The 18069-nt window shown below is 62.2% G+C and carries 16 protein-coding genes and 1 pseudogene; 4 read left to right on the forward strand and 13 right to left on the reverse strand.

From position 1 onward, the window contains the following. Nucleotides 1–9: 9 nt before the first annotated feature. From CWO91_RS13245 to gcl, 8 genes and pseudogenes are all read right to left on the reverse strand, one after another. Entirely contained in the window at nucleotides 10–1263 is a 1254-nt protein-coding gene (locus CWO91_RS13245; RefSeq protein WP_130213854.1) for a M20/M25/M40 family metallo-hydrolase, read from the reverse strand. Then, nucleotides 1260–2492 carry an allantoate amidohydrolase gene (locus tag CWO91_RS13250; RefSeq protein ID WP_130213855.1) on the reverse strand — a complete coding sequence of 411 codons (1233 nt, stop codon included), beginning with the start codon at nucleotides 2490–2492 and terminating at the stop codon, nucleotides 1260–1262. Before CWO91_RS13250 ends, CWO91_RS13245 begins: the two co-directional genes overlap by 4 nt. Nucleotides 2493–2605: 113 nt before the next feature. Next, nucleotides 2606–3894: pseudogene (locus CWO91_RS13255) on the reverse strand (glycerate kinase type-2 family protein). Between the two features lie 26 nt (nucleotides 3895–3920). Continuing rightward, nucleotides 3921–4748, reverse strand: coding sequence for a transporter substrate-binding domain-containing protein (locus tag CWO91_RS13260; protein ID WP_245471236.1), 828 nt, complete (start codon nucleotides 4746–4748; stop codon nucleotides 3921–3923). A 77-nt stretch (nucleotides 4749–4825) separates the two neighbouring features. Beyond that, on the reverse strand, nucleotides 4826–6139 hold the full coding sequence (locus CWO91_RS13265; RefSeq protein ID WP_130213856.1) for a C4-dicarboxylate transporter DctA: 1314 nt from the start codon (nucleotides 6137–6139) through the stop codon (nucleotides 4826–4828). A gap of 64 nt (nucleotides 6140–6203) precedes the next feature. Further along, nucleotides 6204–7088 (reverse strand): 2-hydroxy-3-oxopropionate reductase, encoded by an 885-nt coding sequence (glxR, locus tag CWO91_RS13270; protein ID WP_130213857.1) that lies wholly within the window; start codon nucleotides 7086–7088, stop codon nucleotides 6204–6206. After that, nucleotides 7085–7900, reverse strand: coding sequence for a hydroxypyruvate isomerase (gene hyi, locus CWO91_RS13275; RefSeq protein ID WP_130213858.1), 816 nt, complete (start codon nucleotides 7898–7900; stop codon nucleotides 7085–7087). Before hyi ends, glxR begins: the two co-directional genes overlap by 4 nt. Nucleotides 7901–7919: 19 nt before the next feature. Continuing rightward, the gene (gcl, locus tag CWO91_RS13280; protein ID WP_130213859.1) at nucleotides 7920–9695 is read right to left on the reverse strand and encodes a glyoxylate carboligase; all 1776 of its coding nucleotides are present in this window, start codon (nucleotides 9693–9695) and stop codon (nucleotides 7920–7922) included. Between the two features lie 138 nt (nucleotides 9696–9833). Here gcl and CWO91_RS13285 point away from each other — a divergent pair, with 138 nt between their 5' ends. Next, nucleotides 9834–10856, forward strand: a complete 1023-nt coding sequence (locus CWO91_RS13285) for a LysR substrate-binding domain-containing protein (RefSeq protein WP_130213860.1) — start codon at nucleotides 9834–9836, stop codon at nucleotides 10854–10856. Nucleotides 10857–11272: 416 nt separating this feature from the next. Further along, nucleotides 11273–12265: a tRNA dihydrouridine(20/20a) synthase DusA gene (gene dusA, locus CWO91_RS13290; RefSeq protein ID WP_130213861.1), complete on the forward strand. Its 993-nt coding sequence runs from the start codon at nucleotides 11273–11275 to the stop codon at nucleotides 12263–12265. 5 nt (nucleotides 12266–12270) lie between these two features. On the opposite strand, the gene CWO91_RS13295 is transcribed toward dusA, so the two are convergent. The 5 genes from CWO91_RS13295 to CWO91_RS13315 form a co-directional block, all read right to left on the reverse strand. Next, nucleotides 12271–12825, reverse strand: coding sequence for a TIGR02281 family clan AA aspartic protease (locus CWO91_RS13295; RefSeq protein ID WP_130213862.1), 555 nt, complete (start codon nucleotides 12823–12825; stop codon nucleotides 12271–12273). A gap of 28 nt (nucleotides 12826–12853) precedes the next feature. Beyond that, nucleotides 12854–13057, reverse strand: coding sequence for a DUF1289 domain-containing protein (locus tag CWO91_RS13300; RefSeq protein ID WP_130213863.1), 204 nt, complete (start codon nucleotides 13055–13057; stop codon nucleotides 12854–12856). A gap of 44 nt (nucleotides 13058–13101) precedes the next feature. Continuing rightward, a complete protein-coding gene (locus CWO91_RS13305; protein WP_130213864.1) occupies nucleotides 13102–14697 on the reverse strand; it encodes a sensor histidine kinase in 1596 nt (531 codons plus the stop codon). Nucleotides 14698–14866: 169 nt separating this feature from the next. Continuing rightward, entirely contained in the window at nucleotides 14867–16147 is a 1281-nt protein-coding gene (nhaD, locus tag CWO91_RS13310; RefSeq protein WP_130213865.1) for a sodium:proton antiporter NhaD, read from the reverse strand. 118 nt (nucleotides 16148–16265) lie between these two features. Further along, nucleotides 16266–17138: an NAD(P)-dependent oxidoreductase gene (locus CWO91_RS13315; protein WP_130213866.1), complete on the reverse strand. Its 873-nt coding sequence runs from the start codon at nucleotides 17136–17138 to the stop codon at nucleotides 16266–16268. A 184-nt stretch (nucleotides 17139–17322) separates the two neighbouring features. Between CWO91_RS13315 and CWO91_RS13320 the strand changes: the two genes are divergently transcribed. After that, entirely contained in the window at nucleotides 17323–17772 is a 450-nt protein-coding gene (locus tag CWO91_RS13320) for a VOC family protein (RefSeq protein ID WP_433995557.1), read from the forward strand. A gap of 52 nt (nucleotides 17773–17824) precedes the next feature. Continuing rightward, nucleotides 17825–18069 (forward strand): iron-sulfur cluster assembly protein (locus tag CWO91_RS13325; RefSeq protein ID WP_165405422.1); only part of this gene is annotated, 245 nt, incomplete at its 3' end.

Consider the following 18069-nt stretch of genomic DNA (forward strand, 5'->3'; position numbering starts at 1 on the left):
TCGATGGCTTCATGCCCTCAACAGATCAACCAGTGTGAGAGTAACGACTTCCGTGGCCTTGAACAGGTCCGGCAAAGGCAACCGCTCGTCGGCGCGGTGGGCGTTAGCCTCCTCGATGGTGCGTGGGCCCGCACCGAACAGCACGATCGGAACCCCCGCCGCTGCATAGTGGCGGGCGTCAGTATAGAGCGGAACACCCTTGGACGAAACTGGCTCGCCAATGACGTCGCTTGCATGGCCGCACAACATTTGTGCCAACCGGGCGGTGCCCGGGAGAGGCCTTAGGGGTTCGGCCAAGACAATGCGCCTGACCTCGACATGCGCTTGCGGGTACGCAAGAGCCGCTTTGGCAATCAAGTCCCGAAGTTCCTGTTCGACGGCGCCTGGATCCTCTTCCGGAATCATGCGCCGGTCGAGCCGGAAAGTAATGCGGTCGGGCACGACATTCGTGTTGATGCCACCGCTGATGAGACCCACGGTCAGCTGCGGCGAGCCGATCCCCGGGATTGCTGAGATGCGGTCGCGCAGCGAGCGTCGCCACTCATAGAGCTGCGCGAGCACGTGATTGGCTGCTTCGAGAGCATCAACCCCCGTGTATGGCACCGCGGCATGGGCCGACCGCCCGTGGACTGTCGCTTCGAGATGAAGGCAGCCGTTATGGGCGGTCACGACGGCATAGGAAAAGCCGGCGGCAAATGCATAGTCCGGCTTCGTCAATCCCTGGTCCAGGAGCCACTTCGGGCCGATCTCGCCGCCGGCCTCCTCATCGTAAGTGAAGTGGAGTTCGACCGTCCCGGCAAGCGGCGCCCCTGAGATCTCAAGCGCTCGCAGCGCGAAAGCGTAGGTAGCGAAGTCGGATTTTGAGACGGCCGCTCCGCGACCATACATCCAGCCTTCCATCACGGTGGCGCCATACGGGTCCCTGGTCCAGCCTTCGCCGGGAGGCACGACGTCGCCGTGGGCGTTGAGCGCTACAATGGGTCCGTCGCCAAAGCGCCTGCGCACGATCAAGTTGGTGACACTGATCATACCGTTGCTTCGCACCAGGGTCTCAGGGACCCTATGACGCTCGACCAGGAACCCCAGTTCCTCCAGAAGCTCTGCAGCGCGCTCTGCATGACGTGCGCAATCACCGGGAGGATTGTCGGACGGTACCTTGACGAGCTCGGCGAGGAATCTCGTCTGCGCTTGACGCTGGCTCTCGAGGTACGTGCGAATGTTGCTGCGAAGGCTCTCGTTCGCGGCGAGTCCGATCCTTGTCATCGCAGGTCTCCGTCTTGGTGGGCGGCGCTGGCCGGCTCAAGATGTCGCAGGAAATCAAGGGTCACGCGCAGAGCAACATCTGCATCTTCGACCGTGATCGATTCAGCCGGGTTGTGACTGATGCCGCCCCTGCAGCGCACGAATACCATTCCGATCGGACACAGGGCAGTCATTGCGAGCCCGTCATGACCGGCTCCGCTCGGTAGCCGCAGAACCTTGATCCCGGCCCGGGTGATTGAGGCTGCGAGTTGCTCAATCAGCCAGGGCGCGCAGGTAGCCGCAGCCGCTTCATAGGTCTGCTTCATTTCAAGTGCCACGCCTCGGCGAACCGCAATTGCCCTTAGCTCGCGTTCGAGATCATGGGTTGCTGTCACGCGGTCCGCGTCGGCAGGAGCCCTGATATCCATTGTGAAGCAAGCCCGCTCGGGAATGACGTTCACGGCACTGGGTTGGACTTCGATCCGACCGACGGTTGCAACCAAATTTGGAGTCCCAGCCGCGCGCCGCTCGATGGCGAGAATCATCTCAGATGCGGCGGCAAGCGCATCCTTGCGCAGGCCCATCGGCACGGTACCGGCATGACCAGCGTGCCCCCCGACGTCGATTTCAAACCGACCTGCACCGTTGATCGCCGTGACCACTCCGACCGGCAGTTCCTCGCTCTCCAGCACGGGGCCCTGCTCGATGTGGATCTCCACGTAGACGAGCACGTCGTCTCTGCGGCGTGGGATCGAGGGAATATCGAACGGATTGCAGCCAAAGTGCTGAAGGGCCACTCGCACGCTGATGCCTTGCTCATCCTCAGCGTCCAGTTCGGCCGGATCGAGGGTACCGGCCACGGTGCGAGAGCCGGTGAGCGCCACCGGAAAGCGCACACCCTCTTCATTGCCGAAGGCGATCACCTCGATGGGGAACGGCAGACGCTCGCCCGCGCGATTGAGCTCCGCCACAGCCGCGATGGCGACGAGCACACCGAGATTGCCGTCATATTTGCCGGCGTTGCGGACAGTATCTATGTGTGAGCCCAATAGCAGCGCCGGCTTGTCGGGGACCTGGCCATCGTACCGACCAACGACGTTACCAACGGCATCGATCATGGTCGTCATGCCGGCCTCGGACATCCAGGCCATGACCTGCAGGGCGGCGGCCTTGTACTCCGGAGAGAGATAGAGCCGAGTGAGCGCATTCGCTTCGCTTGAGAATTCGGCGAGTTCATCGAGCCTCCTCATGAGCGCCCCTCCGGGCGTAAGGCCATCTCGTTCGCCTCTGAATGCTCCAGATCCGGTCCTCTTCATGCTCATGCCATCCCTCGAGAGCCGCATTGCGCGGATTTTCACAATGATTATCGATGCCCTGCCGATGTCTTCGCCGCCGCATTGGTGATCAAGACGGCGCGAAAATCATTGACGTTGGTGAGCGTCGGGCCGGTCACGATCTGATCGTCAAGCGCCTCGAAGAAGCCATGGCCGTCGTTATTGGCAAGGCTCGCCTTGGGATCGATGCCCTTGGCGCGGGCGCGGGCGAGCGTATGCGGCGTAACAAGCGCGCCCGCGATCTCCTCGGCGCCGTCGACGCCGTCAGTGTCGCCCGCAATCGCAAACACGCCGGGTAAGCCGTCGAGCGCGATCGCGAGCGAAAGTAGGAATTCGACGTTGCGGCCGCCGCGCCCGCTTCCTCGTATCGTGACGGTGGTTTCGCCCCCGGAAAGCAAGGCGCACGGCGAGGCCGCAGGCTGCCCGTAACCGACAACTTGGCGCGCGATTCCAGCCATGACTTTGCCGACCTCGCGTGCCTCCCCCTCGATCGCATTACCGAGAATGAGGGGCGTGAACCCGGCTGAGCTGGCAATCTCCGCGGCAGCCTCCAATGAGTGTTGCGGCGTCGCAATCATGACCGTCTTGGCGCCAGCAAGCCGCGGGTCATGAGGCTTCGGCGTCTCGTCGCCGCGGCCGAGAGATGCGTAACCGCCGCGCGTGGCTCATCAATGTGGTATTTGCGCAGGACGGAAAGCGCATCGGAGAACGTCGTCGGATCCGGCACGGTTGGACCCGAGGCGATGACGGATGGATCATCTCCTGGTACGTCGGAGATAAGCAATGTCACGACCCGTGCTGGGTGTGCGGCGGCGGCGAGCCGGCCGCCCTTGATCGCCGAAAGGTGCTTGCGCACGCAATTCATCTCGTCGATCGAGGCGCCCGAACGCAGCAGGGCGCTGTTGATAGCCTGCTTGTCCTCGAGCGTGAGCCCGGGAGCAGGGAGGGCCAACAGCGCCGAGCCGCCGCCCGAGATGAGCGCAAGCACAACATCGTCCTTGGTGAGACCCGAGACGAGGTCGAGAATGCGCCGCGCGGCGTGCTCGCCCTTGGCATCAGGAACGGGGTGAGCGGCTTCGACGATCTCGATCCGCCGGCATGGCACAGCGTGCCCATAGCGGGCCACAGCCAGTCCCTCGATCGGCCCTGACCAGAGGTCCTCCACGGCCTTCGCCATCGCAGCCGATGCCTTGCCGGCCCCGACCACAATGGTGCGGCCCTTCGGCTTTGGCGGCAGGTGCGGCGAGATCGTGTGCTCCGGTAGTGCGACCTTGATCGCAGCGTCGAACATCGCCCGCAATAGGTCGCATGGCGGCATGAGTGCAACGCTGCTGGCGGCCGCATTCATAGGATCGGCAACTCCGGCAGCGGCTCGCCAAACCACTGACGCGACAAGCGGTCAAGGTCTCCGTTGAGCTTTCTCTGGAATACGAAGACGTTCACCCAATTGAGAAGCTCGGGTGCGCCGCGCCGCAGGCCGATGCCCGCGGGCGATTGCTTGATACGGAATTTCGCCTCGATCCTTTTCTGCGGATTCTGCTTCAGCAGGGCGGCCACCACGACATTGCCAGTTGCGATCAAATCGGCTTTGCCGGACAGAAACGCGGAGATGGTCGCATCGTTATCGTCGAAGCGCACGATCTCCGCGCTTTGCGGCGCGATCTTTGTGAGGTCGCGATCCTCGATCGTATCGCGGGTCACTGCGGTCTTTTTTCCTTGCAGATCGGCAGGATCTTTCACGACAAGCTCATGCGCGCCAAACACGCCGGAGAAGAACGGCGCGTATGGCGTCGAGAAGGCAATTGTCTTGGCCCGGTCAGGAGAGATGCCCAGATTGGCGATGACCAGATCGACCCTTTCGGTCAGCAATGCGGGAATGCGGTTGACGCTGGTGACCGGGACCAACTGCAAGCGCACGCCGAGGTCGGTGGCGACAAGTCTTGCGACATCCACGTCGTAACCCTCGACCTGACCGTTCTGGATCGAGCCGAAGGGCGGCAGGTCCTGCGGCACGGCGATCCTGACAAGACCGGTCTCGATAATGCGGTCGAGATCGTCAGCCAGCGCCGGTCCTGGCATCCAGCAAAGAACCGACATGAACGCGCCCAGCAAACCGGCTAACCGAACTTTGTTCATTGCGTGCATGTTCGCCTCCGAGACAATTGCCGCCATCCAATCGTAAGCTGCGCGGCTCAATCGCTCCCCTTGATCGTCGACACGAGGTCCCGCCCCATCAGTGTGGTCAGTCGTCAGGCCGTCGCAGGCTTGATGACCTCGGCTGGTGCAGCCAGCACCTCTTCGGTCGACACCCTGATCTCGCCGTCGAGCACACGCTTTGCCTGCCGGCGATCAATGTCGCCCTCCCAGGCCGCAATCACGACCGTCGCAACGCAATTGCCGATCAGGTTCGAGAGCGCACGCGCCATGCCCATGAACCAGTCGACCGAGAGTACGAGCACAAGCCCGATCGCCGGAATGACCGGAATGGCCGAGAGCGTCGCCGCCAGTACGACGATGGCGGAACCCGGCACTCCGTGGGCCCCCTTGGACGTGAGCAGGGAGACGCCCAGGATCAACAGAAGATCGGTGATCGAAAGCGGGGTATTCGTCGCCTGCGCAATGAAGACCGCTGCCAGCGTGAGATAGATCGAAAACCCGTCGAGATTGAACGAGTAACCTGTCGGAATGACGAGACCGACGGTCGAGTCCTTGATTCCGAGTGCCTCCAATTTGCGCATGACCTGCGGCAGCACGCTGTCAGATGACGCCGTGCCGAGCACGATCATCAACTCCTCTCGCAAATAGCGGAGAAATTTGAAGATGCTGAGACCGACGAGCTGCATGATCAGGCCAAGGACGACGACCACGAAGATCGTCACTGTGACGTAGAAAAGCAGGACCAGATAACCGAGCTGCTTGAGCGATCCGATGCCGTACTTGCCCACCGTGAATGCGATCGCGCCGAGAACACCCAGGGGCGCGAGCTTCACGATGAAGCCAATGACCTTGAAGAGGACACGGGTGATACGCTCGATCGAGTGGGCCAGAGGCTCGCCATATTCGCCCAGCAAGGCCAGACCTGCCCCGAACATGATCGAGATCACGAGCACTTGTAAGATGTCGCCTTTGGAGAAGGCGTCCACCACAGTGGTCGGAATGATCCGGAGCAGGAAATCGATCGTGCCCGTGACCTGGCCGACATGTTGCGTATAGGAGGCCATGGCCTTCGGATCGAGCGAGCTCGGATCGATATTCATGCCGACGCCGGGCTCGAGCGCATAGGCCAGCAGGATGCCGAGACAGAGCGCGATCGTCGTGACAACCTCGAAGTACAGGATGGCCTTGATGCCGACGCGCCCGACCTTCCTCAAGTCGCCGGCGCCCACGATTCCCTGGACCACCACGCCGAACACCAGCGGGGCGATGACCATCTTGATGAGCTTGATAAAGCCGTCGCCGAGCGGTTTCAGCGAAACCGCGAAGTCCGGCCACGCGATCCCGAGAACGATCCCGAGAACGAGCGCGACGACGACTTGACCGAATAGCGATTTGAAGAATGACATCTTGGCTCCTCCCGTCCGCCTTTGTCCGATGGCGTCCATCACGCTACTGTGGCTTGTCAGTTCCTTAGCCGGTGCCGATCTCGTGGTTCGCCATGATCTCCAGCGCGCGCACCATGGCTGAATGATCCCACGCCGAGCCGCCATGGGCCGTGCAGGTATTGAACAGCTCCTGGCATGTCGCCGTGTTCGGCAGGCTGAGCTTCAGTGCCTTGGCGCCCTGTAGCGCGAGGTTCAGGTCCTTCTGATGCAATTCGATGCGAAAGCCCGGGTCGAATCGCCGCTGGAGCATGCGTTCGCCGTGCACCTCGAGAATTCGCGAGGCAGCGAAGCCGCCCATGAGCGCCTCGCGCACATTCGCCGGATTGGCGCCCGCTTTGGCAGCGAACAACAACGCTTCGCCGACGGCCTCGATCGTGAGCGCGACAATGATCTGGTTCGCGACTTTCGTCGTCTGGCCGTCGCCGTTGCCGCCAACGAGCGTGATATTTTTCCCCACGAGCTCGAACAGCGGCTTCACCCGCTCGAATGTGGTCGGAGATCCTCCAACCATGATCGTCAGTGATGCCGCTTTGGCGCCAACTTCACCGCCGGAAACTGGCGCATCCAGATAGTCGCAGCCAAGCGCTTGTATCTTTTCGGCGAAACGCTTCGTCTCGAGCGGCGAGATCGAGCTCATATCGACGACGATCTTGCCCTTTGAGAGGCCTTCCGCCACGCCGCCCTTGCCGAAGAGCACGGCTTCGACGTCCGGCGTGTCCGGAACCATGGTGATGATCACATCGACCTTTCGGGCGACCTCTGCGGCCGATGCGCAGGCGGTGCCGCCGGCTGCGATGAGATCGTCTGGCACCTTTGTACGAGTGTTGAGAAATAGGTCATGACCGCCCTTGATGAGGTGCCCGGCCATTGGCGCGCCCATGATCCCGAGACCGATAAAACCCACCTTCATGTGCTGACTCCTTGTTGCGGAACATCGGATTCACGTCGCAGATAAGCCGCCGCCCAGCCGAGACCGGCCGAAGCCGTGGTCTTCGGCCTGTACTCGCAGCCGATCCAGCCCATGTATCCATCGCGGTCGAGTTGATCGAAGAGGAAGGGGTAGTTGATCTCTCCCGTTCCGGGCTCGTTGCGTCCGGGGTTATCAGCAACCTGAATGTGGGCGATGCGATCTTTCAGGCGTCGGAATGTGGCGGCGAGTTCGCCACTCATTCGCTGCTGGTGGTACAGGTCGTATTGGACGAATACGTTCCTCGACCCGACCTCATCGATGAGCGCAACCGCCTGGTCTGCATAGTTCAGCCAAAAGCCCGGAATGTCCTTATCATTGATCGGCTCGATCAGCAGACGAATGCCGGCCGCTTCCAGCTTGTCCGCCGCGAATTTCAAGTTTTCCACGAGGGTCGCGTGTACGCGATCGGGATCGGCGCCAGGCGGTGCGATCCCGGTCAGGCAATTCACCTGCGGACAGGCAAGCGCCGTCGCATATTCGATCGCGCGGCCGACGCCCTCCTGGAATTCGCCGGTGCGATCAGGCAGGCAGGCAATGCCGCGCTCGCCGGCCTCCCAGTTGCCGGCCGGCAGGTTGTGCAGCACTTGTTTGAGCACATTTTGCTGAAGTTTTTCCGCGATCTGCTCTTTGGGGTACGCGTAAGGAAACAGGAATTCGACGGCCGCAAAGCCGTCAGCGCGAGCGGCGGCGAAGCGATCCAAGAACGGATACTCATTGTAGAGCATCGTGAGATTAGCCGCGAATTTGGGCATGGAGTCCTCGCCTGTTTGTTCAGTCCAACAATGCGATTGCCGTGGGAGCGTCCGCCTTGTCTTTGGCCAATTCCTCGAACTCGGTAATTGCATTGATTTCCGTACCCATGGAGACGTTTGTGATGCGTTCGAGGATGAATTCCACCACAACCGGAACCTTGCATTCCTCCATCCATTCCTTTGCTTGATCAAAGGCGGGCTGAATTTGCTCTGGGCGGAAAACTCGGATCGCCTTGCAGCCGAGGCCGTGGGCGACTGCGACATGATCGACACCGTAGCCGTTGACCTCAGGCGAGTTGATGTTCTCGAACGACAGCTGCACACAGTGGTCCATATTGAAACCGCGCTGCGATTGTCGGATCAGGCCGAGGTACGAGTTGTTCACCACGACATGCAGATAGGGCAGCTTGAAATGGGCGCCAACCGCCAGCTCCTCCATCATGAATTGGAAGTCGTAATCGCCGGAGATCGCGACAATGCTTCGATCTGGATCGGCCGCTCGCACGCCTAGCGCTGCCGGAATGGTCCAGCCGAGAGGGCCTGCCTGACCGCAATTGATCCAATGGCGCGGGTGATAGACGTGCAGGAATTGCGCGGCAGCGATCTGGGAGAGGCCAATCGTGCTGACATAGCAGGTGTTCCGGCCGAATGCCTTGTTCATCTCCTCATAGACGCGTTGCGGCTTGAGGGGCACGTCGTCAAAATGCGTGCGGCGCAGCATCGTGCGCTTGCGCTCCCGGCACTCTGCGACCCAATTCGTCCGATCCTTGAGCTTGCCGGACGCCTTCCACTCGCGGGCGATCGCGACGAACAGCTCGAGCGCTGCTTTTGCATCCGACACGATGCCGTAATCGGGTGCGAAGACGCGGCCGATCTGGGTGGGTTCGATGTCAACGTGCACAAACGTGCGGCCCTCGGTATAGACACCGATTGAGCCGGTGTGCCGATTGGCCCAGCGATTGCCGATGCCGAGAACGAAATCTGAGGCAAGTAGCGTCGCGTTCCCGTACTGATGTGCAGTCTGTAGACCGACCATGCCGACCATCAGCGCATGGTCGTCCGGAATCGAACCCCAGCCCATGAGAGTTGGGACGACCGGGATACCCGTGATCTCGGCGAATTCGACGAGCAGCGAGCAAGCGTCCGCATTGACGATGCCGCCGCCCGCAACAATGAGCGGTCGCTCCGATGCGTTCAGCATCGTCAGTGCTTTTTCGATCTGTGCGCGCGTGGCCTTCGGCTGATAGATTGGCAGTGGCTCGTACGTTTCGATGTCGAATTCCACCTCGCCCATCTGCACGTCGAAGGGAAGATCAATCAGCACAGGCCCGGGGCGGCCAGAGCGCATCAGGTGAAATGCCTGTTGGAAAGCCCGTGGCACAAGCGCAGGCTCCCGCACCGTGACCGCCCATTTTGTCACCGGCTTGGCGATCGACTCGATGTCTACCGCCTGAAAGTCCTCTTTGTGGAGGCGGGCGCGCGGCGCCTGTCCGGTGATGCACAGGATTGGGATGGAGTCCGCCCACGCGGAGTAGAGACCGGTGATCATATCGGTTCCAGCTGGACCCGAGGTGCCGATGCATACTCCGATGTTACCGGGCCTTGCCCGCGTGTAGCCCTCGGCCATGTGCGAGGCACCTTCGACATGCCGGGCGAGAAAGTGTTTGATCTCGTTGCGAGGGCGTAGGGCGGCGTAAAGCGGATTGATAGCAGCCCCGGGTACGCCGAAGGCGCATCGGACGCCTTCCTTCTCCATGACGCACACCGCCGCTGCTGCCGCGGTCATCTTCGGCATCATTTCCTCCCGTTATTCGCCTCCCGTTGTTCTGGTTATGGCTGGGGCGCGACCGCGAGCATGGCACTTGACTATCAAGTCGTCTAATATATTGTTCGAATAAATCTATATGTGTGACATATCGTTTCTGAGGTCGAAGTGGAGCTTCGCCACCTTCGCTATTTCCTCGTCGTCGCCGAGGAGTTGAGTTTTACGGCAGCGGCCACTCGGTTGCGGATCTCGCAGCCCCCGCTCAGTCAGCAGATCCAAGATCTCGAAACTGAGTTGAAGACAGCGCTCTTTCTGCGCACCAGCCGCAAGGTCGAGCTGACGCCGGCCGGGGTTGCGTTCCTTGACCACGTACGATCGATATTGGGCCAGGTCGGGCAGGCCGTCGAACAGACCCAAGCGATCGGCTCGGGCAAGAGCGGCAAGCTTGACATCGGCGCCACCGGCTCCGTGCTGCTGGGCCCGCTCACCTCAATCATCGCCGCCTATAGCAGGCAACATCCCGAAGTAATGGTGCGGCTGCATGAGATGGCGCCGCTCGCGCAACTCGAGTCCCTGCATGCCCGAAAGACCGACATCAGCTTTCTTCGAAGCCCGACGGAGGATCCCGAGCTCGTCACCGAAGTCGCCTGGCGGGAGCAGGTTTGGGTCGCTCTTCCAAGATGTCACCCTCTATCCAGGCGCGATCGCTTGCGTCTCGCAGATCTGCGCAATGACGACCACGTGTTTCTTCGTCTCGAGGATTCGCGATTTGCTCAGTACCTTCGCGACTGCTGTGTCGACGCGGGATTCATCCCGCGCATAAGCCAGCAAGTGGTCGAGGCCTATTCGTTGACAAGTCTTGTCGCCGGCGGTCTGGGTGTGGCGCTGGTCCCGGAGAGCGTTCGCCACCTTTCGCGACGAGGTGTCATTTATCGCCCCCTCTGTGAGCCCGCGCCGGTGGCTGACGTGAAGATGGTCTTCCGGCCCGACGGCAATCCTGTTGTGGCAAGATTTGTCGAGCTCGCGCGCGAGCTGCTGCTAGCAGCCCCATCACTTGAGACGGTCGTAGCCCGGGACGCAAGGATTCGGGCGAACAGGAATGGTAGTGGCGACCCGCCACGTACCGGTAAGCACGAACAGGGCGTTGTTCGGGAAAAGCGACGTCGCAGTCGAGCACGAGTTAGCGAGTAGCGCGAATTTGCCCGCCTTTCTACGATTTGCCGAACAGCGCGCTTGCAATGCTCTCCTTCATGTGGAGGATTGGAGAAGATATCGCAGGTTCGGTTGGTGTGGGGAAAAGCGGTAGCCCTCCCGAGCTACCAAGGGCCGCGATCAAAAATTCGACGCTTGTCGCCAGCTAAAATTCACCTCCGTGAATGATCCTCAATTTGAGTATAGCGCCACTGATGCACGTTGCGCGGGAGTAATGTGCAAGCAGGTTCTCGTGTGCACGACGTCTGCGCTGAGAATCCGAAAGCCCGATTTTCGCTTCCAATCCAGACCTATATGATCCTAGAAGACGCAATCTGCGGAAGCTTGATCGGACCAAATTCCTCAGTCGGTCCAATCACATAAAGGATCGATCGGAGCCAAAATAGATAAATGAAATGAAGGGCTTAGACTGGAACTTTGCCGTGGCACCCATGATGGATTGGACTGACCGGCATTGCCGGGTGTTCCACCGTCATCTGACGCGGCGGACGCTGCTTTATACGGAGATGCTGACCACGGGCGCCATTATTCATGGCGACCGGGAGCGGCTGCTTGGGTTCGACGCGTGCGAGCATCCGGTGGCGCTTCAGCTTGGCGGGTCGGATCCGCACGAGCTCGCGCTGGCTGCGCGGATCGGCGAGGCGTTCGGTTATGACGAGATCAATCTCAATGTCGGCTGCCCGTCCGATCGCGTGAAGGATGGCTGGTTCGGCGCCTGCCTCATGGCGGAGCCGGAACTGGTCGCGAGGTGCGTCGACGCCATGAAGCGCGCGGTCGCGGTTCCCGTCACGGTGAAGTGCCGCATCGGCATCGACGACCAGGATCCTGAAGTGGCGCTCGATACGCTCGCGCGCGCGGTGGTGGCGTCCGGCAGCGATGCGCTGATCGTGCACGCCCGCAAAGCCTGGCTCAACGGCCTGTCGCCGAAGGAGAACCGCGACGTCCCGCCGCTCGACTATGATCGCGTCTATCGGCTCAAGCGCGCGATGCCTGGTGTGCCCGTTATCATCAATGGCGGCATCCCGAGCATCGACGATGCGAAGGCGCATCTTGCCCATGTCGACGGTGTGATGCTCGGCCGCGCCGCCTATCAGGAGCCGTGGCGGCTGCTCAGCGTCGATACCGACATCTTCGGCGAGGCGGCGCCGCACGCGTCCATGCAGGACGCGCTCGAGGCGATGATGCCCTACATCGAAGAGCAGCTCGCGCGCGGCACCCGGCTGCACGCGATCACGCGGCATTTCGTCGGCGCATTCCACGCCGTTCCCGGCGCGCGCGCCTTCCGCCGCCATCTTGCCGAACAGGGGGTGAAGCCGGGCGCCGGTCTCGACGTGCTGCGCGAGGCGATCGCACGTGTCGGTGCACGCGCGCCAGCGGAGGCGGCGTAGATTGTCTAATCGACCGCGATGCGCGGGCGGCGGGGGCCCTTCTGGAGCTCCGGATAACCTGTCAGCATCAGCGTGTCCGCGCGCACACCCCAGCTTTCCAGGCGGTCGAGGAAGCTCATGCCGAGCAGATTGGTCTTCATCTGGCCGCGTTGCACGACCAGGGCCGGCACCGACTTCTCGACCAGCTTGCCGACGGCGAGACGGTCGAGCGTGAGCCGCGCCGCCTTGGTGTGGCCGCCCGCGGTCTCCAGGTCGACGTCGTATTCGAGCATCTCAAGCGGCAGCCCGATCGCTTTCGCGGTTTCCCAGGTCAGCACCACAGAGGTCGCACCTGTATCGATCACCATCGGCGCGGTGACGCCGTTGATCTTCGCACGCAGTGCGAACTCGCCACCCTGGCCGCGCGGGATCTGCACGGCGGGGGCCGGGGCGGCGGTCTGCGCGCGGAAGATGTGCGAGACCTTGTGGCTGGCACGCGCGATCTGGTCGGGATCGCCATAGGCGACGACCGCACCTGCGGTGCCGGCGAGCATGATGAGCACGAGCAGGAAGCGGATCATTGCGCGCCTCCAGATGCGCGCGTGCCGATCAGGTACGTTTCGGCGATGCCGCGATCGGTGCGAGTCCTGCCTGATTCATGCGCGCCGGCAACAGCGCCATGACCGCCAGCCGCTCCGCACTGTCCATGGCGTGCCAGCGCGCGATCTCCGGCAAAGTCCGGCCGCAGCCGAAGCAAAGCTTGGTCTTGGGATCGATCATGCAGACGGCGACGCACGGCGTTTCTTTGCTCATACGGACATTGTGAGGGATCGTCGGGCATGTCTGCAAGCATCTCGTTAAGAGCCCGTGCCTGCGCTCATGATCGGCTTGTGGCGCGGCCGGCGCTTCTCATCGGGAACGAGCGAACTCTCGGGCTGCAGCGGCGGAGAATCATCCGACAGCGGCGCCAGCGCGCTCATCACGCGCTCCGGCGGGAAGGTGACGATCACCTCGGTGCCGATGCGCAGCTTCGATTTCAGCGTGAACGTGCCGCCATGCAGGTCGATCAGATTCTTGGCGATGGGCAGGCCGAGGCCTGCGCCCTGTTCGGCCGATTTGATCGAGTTGGAGCCCTGGCCGAACGAGGCGAGCACGACCGGGATCTCGTCCTCGGGGATTCCGGAGCCGGAATCCTTTACCGAGAGATATTGTCCACCCGAAGCTGTCCATCCCGCCTTGAGCCAGATCTCGCCGCCCTGCGGCGTGAACTTGATCGAGTTGGAAAGCAGGTTGAGCACGACCTGGCGGATCGCGCGCTCGTCGGCCCAGAGCCGCGGCATGGCCTGCTCGAACACTTCGTGGATGGTGATGCCGCGGCTCGAGGCGCGCAGCTTCATCAAATGATGGCAGTCGGCGACGATGCCGACCAACGACACCGCTTCCTCGTTGAGTTCGTAGCGGCCGGCCTCGATCCGCGACAAATCGAGGATCTCGTTGATGAGGTTGAGTAGGTGCACGCCGGAATTATGGATGTCCGCCGAGTACTCCTTGTAGACCGGCACCGCGTGCGCGCCAAAAATCTCGCTCTTCATCACCTCGGAGAAGCCGAGGATGGCGTTCAGGGGCGTGCGCAGTTCGTGGCTCATCTGCGCGAGGAAGCGTGACTTGGCGACATTGGCGGATTCGGCGCGGTGGCGCGCTTCGTCCGAGATTGCCTTGGCCTGTTCCAGCTCGCCGATCAGCGCGTCCTTCTCGGCGCGCGCCTCGAGCGTGGCGAAGGTCGAGGAGTGCAGGCGGTGGGCCAGCAGGACGAAATAGCCTTCGGCCGCGAGCGCGAGTGCCGCCAGAATGTAATTGTCCAGCGAGCCGGTCATCACGAAGCTCAGGGCCATGGCGACCGCGACGGGCGCGGTGGCGGCAACGGCGGCGATCGGCAGATTGGCGGCCAGCATGCTCGATACCGCGATCACCAGCAGCATCAGGAACATCATCAGCGTTTCCGTGACCATGTCGAGCACGGGGTGGATCAGGATCGCCATCCAGCACAGGCCATAGAGCAGGTCGAGCACGACGAAACGCGTTCGCCATGCGCGCGTCGCGGCCGGAGAGGTGGCCTCAGTCAGGAACCGCCGGCAGCTGCGGATCATCGCGCTGTGGATGCAGAGCATGCCCGCGGTCCAGGCCGCCGCCGGAATCGGCTGCATCCAGAGCCCGAACAGCACGCCGGTGGCGACCACCAGCAGCATCACGACATAGGAAGCCGACAGTCGGGTCTGGGCATATTGGCGCAGCATCTCGGCGTCGAAGGCCGGTCGGGTTCCGCTGGTCGACGTCAACTTGTCGCGCGCCTCGCGCACCCGCTGCGCCGCAGCCCTGCGGCTGCTCGCCGATGGAGCGCTCACCGGCTCGGCCAGAAGCTGCACAACCTCGGGCTTTTCAGCGGGGTTACTCATCAAGCAACACGATTCCTGCCCACGTCCGGACGCGGGCCTTCTGCATTGTCTATCTCTGGCAAGAAATCCTTAAGAGGTGACTTAAGGAGCTAAAGAATTACGTTAACGAATGATTAAGAAACGCCTCCGTGCCGGAACCGGCAGCGCCGAACGCCCGGTTCACGACGGATCAATGCAGCAGCGAGTGCTGCGCAATGTAGACCAGTGCACCCGCGAGGTAACCCACAAGCGCGGGACCTGCGATCCGGCGGGCGTACCAGAAGAATTCGATCTTCTCGAGCCCCATCGCGGCGACGCCGGCCGCCGAGCCGATGATCAGGATCGAGCCGCCGGTTCCGGCGCAATAGGCGATGAACTCCCAGATGAAGCTGTCCGGCGGGTATTGCACCAGATTGTACATGCCCATCGTCGCCGCGACGAGCGGCACGTTGTCGATGATGGCGCTCAAGAGGCCGAGCAGGATGACGATGATGTCGAGACGGCCGACCGTGGTATCGAGCCATTTTGCCAACAGCTCCAGCACGCGGGCGTGCTCCAGGCAGGCGACGGCCAGGAGAATGCCGACGAAGAACACGATGGAGCTCATGTCGATGCGCGTCAGCGCATGGACGAGGGTGAGCGGGCGACGCGCATCCTCGTCCTTGTGGCGGTGAACGATCTCGCCGACCAGCCAGAGGATGCCCAGCCCGAACAGGATCCCCATGAAGGGTGCAAGGTGCGTCACGGCCTTGAAAACCGGAACGGCGACCAGCGTGCCGAGGCCGAGATAGAACATCAGATTGCGCTCGAACAGCTCGACCTTGAGAGCCTGCGCTTCTCGTTGCAGCGGCGGGACGATCTCCTTCCCTTTGACGGAGTAGCCAATGATGAGCAGCGGTATCAGCAGGTTGAGCAGGGACGGCAGGAATACCGCTCCCATGATGCTGACAGGCGAAATCTGTCCTCCGATCCAGAGCATCGTCGTCGTGACGTCGCCGATGACGGTCCAGGCGCCGCCCGCATTGGCGGCGATGACGATGAGGGAAGCGAACAGCAGGCGGTCGTTCCTGTTGCCGATCAGCTTCTGAACCAGCGAGACCATCACGATGGTGGTCGTGAGGTTGTCGAGGATCGCGCTCAGGAAGAACGTCACGAAGCCGATGATCCACATCAGCGTGGTCTGCTTCGTGGTGCGGATGACCGAGGTGATGACTTCGAAGCCGTTGTGGGCGTCGATCACCTCGACGATCGTCATGGCGCCAATCAGGAAGAAGACGATCTGCGCCGTCGAGGCGACGGATTCGTCGAGCTGGTGGTTGACGAGCGAGGCATCGCCGACGGACAGCGCGTAGATGGTCCAGAGCAGTCCCGCTCCCAGGAGAGCCGTAGCGCTCTTGTTGATGCCGAGCGGGTGTTCGAGCGCGATGGCAGCATACGCAACGATGAAAACGGCGGCGATCACGCTCAGCAAGTCAGTCCCCCGAACTTGTTCTTTCAGCTCAATGTGCTTGCCAGACCTCGTCGCGGTGCAGGCCGCGTCGAGGTCTGGGACGGTCGCCGTGCCCGGCAGCAAACCGTCAAGATGTTCCTCAGCGTTGCAGACGCGCGAGCAGGCTCGACGTGTCCCAGCGCTTGCCGCCCATTTTCTCCACCTCGGAGTAGAACTGGTCGACCAGTGCAGTCACCGGCAGGTTGGCGCCGTTGCGGCGGGCTTCAGCCAGCGAGATCGAGAGGTCCTTGCGCATCCATTCGACCGCGAAGCCGAAATCGTACTTGTCCTCGTTCATGGTCTTGTAGCGATTCTCCATCTGCCAAGACTGCGCGGCCCCTTTTGATATGGTCTCGATCACTGCGGCGACGTCGAGGCCACTCTTCTTGGCGAAGTGGATACCTTCGGAAAGACCCTGCACCAGACCGGCGATGCAGATCTGGTTGACCATTTTCGTCAGCTGGCCGGAGCCGGCGGGGCCGAGCAGTTTGCACATCCGCGCATAGGCGCCTGTGATGATCGGCTCGGCGCCGGCATAGGCATCCTGCGCTCCGCCGCACATCACCGTCAGCACGCCGTTCTCGGCGCCGGCCTGGCCGCCTGAGACGGGGGCATCGATGAACTTGAAGCCGGCCTTGGTCGCGGCCGCATCGAGCTCGCGGGCGACTTCGGCCGAAGCGGTGGTGTGGTCGACGAAGGTCGCGCCCTTCTTGACGCCGGCAAACGCGCCGTCGGGTCCGATCGTGACCGCGCGCAGATCGTTGTCGTTGCCGACGCAGCACATCACGAAATCCTGGCCTTCGGCGGCGGCCTTAGGGGTCGGTGCGGTCTTGCCGCCGAACTTGTCCGCCCACTCCTTCGCCTTGGCCGCGGTCCGGTTATAGACGGTGACCTCATGGCCCCCTTTTTTCACGAGGTGTCCGGCCATGGGGAAGCCCATGACGCCGAGACCGAGGAAAGCGACTTTTGCCATGTATGGTACCTTGTCCGTAGTTTGGGTTTTACGGTTCTTGCCGGGCGAGCAGGGCGCCTGGTTCCGCCGTGAGGGCGGATTGGGGCGCACCATAAACCCTTGAGGCCAGAGGGCAACGGCTTCGTTTGGCGGTCCCCTGTGCTAGGATGGCGGACCTCAAGGACTTAAAAAAAGGGAGCGAGGTATGGGCAAGGGTTTGGGCGGCGTGAGCGTGGGCGTGCTCGATCATTTCAACATCCGAACCCGGAAACTGGCCGAGACGGTCCGCTTCTACGAAGACGTGCTGGGCCTGGAAAATGGCGCCCGGCCGAATTTCGCCTTCCCGGGCGCCTGGATGTACAGCGAGGGGAAACCGGTGGTGCACCTCGTCGATATTTCTCCGACCGCCGAGCCACAAAAGCCGGATTCCGGCGTTGTCCACCATGTCGCCTTCGTCAGCCGCGGCTTCGACGGTATGAAGCAGCGGCTGGCGTCCAAGGGGATGAAGTTCGAGTCCCGCCAGGTGCCCGGCGGCGAACTCTGGCAGATCTTCGTCCACGACCCCAACGGGGTGATGATCGAGCTGAATTACGAGGCCGCCAGCGAGCAGGGGGCCGCGCCCGCGGAGATGGCTGACGATATCGGCAGGCAGTAGCCTTTTGGGCGTTTCCGCTCTAATGGGGCATCTTGAAATCAGGAGATGCGCTTTGAGCGTGACGCAGCAACAGGTTCTCGACAGCCTTGGCCGGATCAAGTCGCCGCGCGGGGTCGCGCTCACCAATGCCAACGTGCTGAGCGCGATCAGCGCCTCTGACGGCAAGGTGTTCTTCTCGATCAACGTCGATGCCGCCGAGGCGCGGGCCTGGGAGTCCGTCCGCGCCGAAGCGGAAGCCGCCGTCCGCGCCATTCCCGGCGTCACCACCGCGATGGTGGCGCTCACCGCCGAGCGCAA

The organism is Bradyrhizobium genosp. SA-3 (assembly GCF_004212635.1).
Classification (GTDB): Bacteria; Pseudomonadota; Alphaproteobacteria; order Rhizobiales; family Xanthobacteraceae; genus Bradyrhizobium.

Excerpts from the sequence above, each read along its gene's own strand:
- glxR (WP_130213857.1), bottom strand. The coding sequence starts at position 7,088 with ATGAAGGTGGGTTTTATCGGTCTCGGGATCATGGGCGCGCCAATGGCC.
- CWO91_RS13315 (WP_130213866.1), bottom strand. The coding sequence starts at position 17,138 with ATGGCAAAAGTCGCTTTCCTCGGTCTCGGCGTCATGGGCTTCCCCATG.
- gcl (WP_130213859.1), bottom strand. The coding sequence starts at position 9,695 with ATGCCGAAGATGACCGCGGCAGCAGCGGCGGTGTGCGTCATGGAGAAG.
- CWO91_RS13245 (WP_130213854.1), bottom strand. The coding sequence starts at position 1,263 with ATGACAAGGATCGGACTCGCCGCGAACGAGAGCCTTCGCAGCAACATT.
- dusA (WP_130213861.1), top strand. The coding sequence starts at position 11,273 with ATGAAGGGCTTAGACTGGAACTTTGCCGTGGCACCCATGATGGATTGG.
- CWO91_RS13250 (WP_130213855.1), bottom strand. The coding sequence starts at position 2,492 with ATGAGGAGGCTCGATGAACTCGCCGAATTCTCAAGCGAAGCGAATGCG.
- CWO91_RS13305 (WP_130213864.1), bottom strand. The coding sequence starts at position 14,697 with ATGAGTAACCCCGCTGAAAAGCCCGAGGTTGTGCAGCTTCTGGCCGAG.
- CWO91_RS13260 (WP_245471236.1), bottom strand. The coding sequence starts at position 4,748 with ATGGCGGCAATTGTCTCGGAGGCGAACATGCACGCAATGAACAAAGTT.
- hyi (WP_130213858.1), bottom strand. The coding sequence starts at position 7,900 with ATGCCCAAATTCGCGGCTAATCTCACGATGCTCTACAATGAGTATCCG.
- CWO91_RS13295 (WP_130213862.1), bottom strand. The coding sequence starts at position 12,825 with ATGATCCGCTTCCTGCTCGTGCTCATCATGCTCGCCGGCACCGCAGGT.
- CWO91_RS13300 (WP_130213863.1), bottom strand. The coding sequence starts at position 13,057 with ATGAGCAAAGAAACGCCGTGCGTCGCCGTCTGCATGATCGATCCCAAG.
- CWO91_RS13320 (WP_433995557.1), top strand. The coding sequence starts at position 17,323 with ATGGGCAAGGGTTTGGGCGGCGTGAGCGTGGGCGTGCTCGATCATTTC.
- CWO91_RS13265 (WP_130213856.1), bottom strand. The coding sequence starts at position 6,139 with ATGTCATTCTTCAAATCGCTATTCGGTCAAGTCGTCGTCGCGCTCGTT.